General features: G+C 58.9%; 2 protein-coding genes. Both read left to right on the forward strand.

Annotated elements, in window-relative coordinates:
* The first annotated feature begins 404 nt into the window (after positions 1-404).
* A complete protein-coding gene (locus IEW17_RS20560; protein ID WP_188563938.1) occupies positions 405-692 on the forward strand; it encodes a transposase in 288 nt (95 codons plus the stop codon).
* A complete protein-coding gene (locus IEW17_RS20565; protein ID WP_188563939.1) occupies positions 689-1,624 on the forward strand; it encodes an IS3 family transposase in 936 nt (311 codons plus the stop codon). The genes IEW17_RS20560 and IEW17_RS20565 overlap by 4 nt, the downstream gene beginning before the upstream one ends.
* Positions 1,625-1,644: the final 20 nt, after the last annotated feature.

The following is a 1,644-nucleotide window of genomic DNA, read 5'->3' on the forward strand; positions in this document are numbered from 1 at the left end:
TTAGAATCTTACTCCACTCCTTTCCTTCATTGACCTAAATTAAGAGGTCGTGTCTGAACATAGGATTAGACTTGTTCCTGAACAAGAAATGGTCAAAGATTTTAGCCGATTATGATGCCTGAATGGTCTTTTTGGTTTGGCCAAGCTTGTATCCTTGGATTCTTTGAGCAGCCCCCGTTTCTGGTGTCAAATACGACTTGGAAAACCACCGATTTCTTATTGAGGAACAAGTCTGAGGTATAAAAGAGGCCCATACTCTGGTTCAAACTGGCGTAGTTTCCAGTCGAGGTTTCGCCCAAGGAGTAGGTGCCCGGCCGAAACGCGTCGCGCAAGGCCAGGTACATTTGCCCCTGTGAGGTGGTCGGGTAAACCAAGAGAGAATTGGGTGGTAATTTCCCGAACCCATGGAAAAAGCTCCACCGACCAAACGGCCGCGTTATGATGCGGCCTTCCGCGCCGAAGCCCTGCGGCTGGCCAGTGAAAGCCGTTCCACGCTGGCCGCCGCCCGCGCCCTGAATATCGATGCCAAGCGGCTCTATGCCTGGCAGAAAGCGGCCCAACAGCCCTTGCCCACCGACCCGGCCGAAGCCGCCGAAGTGCGGGTCCTGCGCGCGGCCAACAAACGGCTCGCGCAGGAGCTGGACATTTTAAAAAAAGCCATCGCCATCTTCTCGCATCCCCTGACCCCATGAGTCCGATGCATTTCATTGACCAGCAACGTACTCATTACGCCGTCCAGCAACTGTGCCAGGTGCTGGACGTGGTGCCCAGCCGCTACTATGCCTGGCGGCACAGGCAGGCGGCGGGGGCGATGGGGACCCGCGAACCGGCCTGGGAAACGGAAATGCTCGCCGTGTTCGACCACCACGAACGTCGCTACGGCACCCGGCGCCTGCAGGTCGAATTACGGAAAAAAGGCCACCGGGTGGGGCGCCAGGCCCTGTGCACGGGCCTGCGCCGCCACGGACGCAAAGCTTTGCAGCCCAAGTCCTTCGTCCCGCGCACCACCGATTCGACCCACGGGCAGCGCTGCGCCCCGAACTTGCTGCTCGACCAGCCGCGCCCGGCCCAGGCCAACCGGGTGTGGGTGAGCGACAGCACGTATTTGCCCCTGGCCAATGGCACGTGGGCGTACTTGTGCGCCTTTCAGGACGTGTGCACCAAGCACGTGGTGGGCTGGCAGGTGCGGGCCGACATGCCCGAAGCCCTGGCCACCAGTGCGTTGCAGCGAGCGCTGCTGGCCCATCGGCCCGCCCTACCGGGTACGACCCCAGGTCTGATTGTGCACTCCGACCGGGGGGGCCAATACGTGGGCAACGCCTACAAAGCCTTGCTGCACAGGGCCAACGCCCAGCTCTCGCACAGCCGGCGCGGCGAATGCTACGACAACGCGCAAGCGGAAAGTCTGTGGTCCCGCCTCAAAACCGAGGTGCTCGAAGCCCGCGACTGGCCCGTCTTTTCCGATTTAGCGGATGCCCAGGCCAGCATCGCCGCGTATTTTGATTATTATAATCATGACCGTCGCCACTCCAGTATTGGCTACCAAAAGCCTTATCAGTTTCACCAACAACAACTTAATAATATCACCCTATTCTCTTGTATGATTGCACTGCCTCTCAAGTAGAGAGGTAGCCAGAAAAGGAA

Source organism: Hymenobacter frigidus (assembly GCF_014640435.1).
Taxonomy (GTDB): Bacteria; Bacteroidota; Bacteroidia; order Cytophagales; family Hymenobacteraceae; genus Hymenobacter; species Hymenobacter frigidus.

Coding starts and splice junctions, on each gene's coding strand:
- IEW17_RS20560 (WP_188563938.1), top strand. CDS start 405: ATGGAAAAAGCTCCACCGACCAAACGGCCGCGTTATGATGCGGCCTTC.
- IEW17_RS20565 (WP_188563939.1), top strand. CDS start 689: ATGAGTCCGATGCATTTCATTGACCAGCAACGTACTCATTACGCCGTC.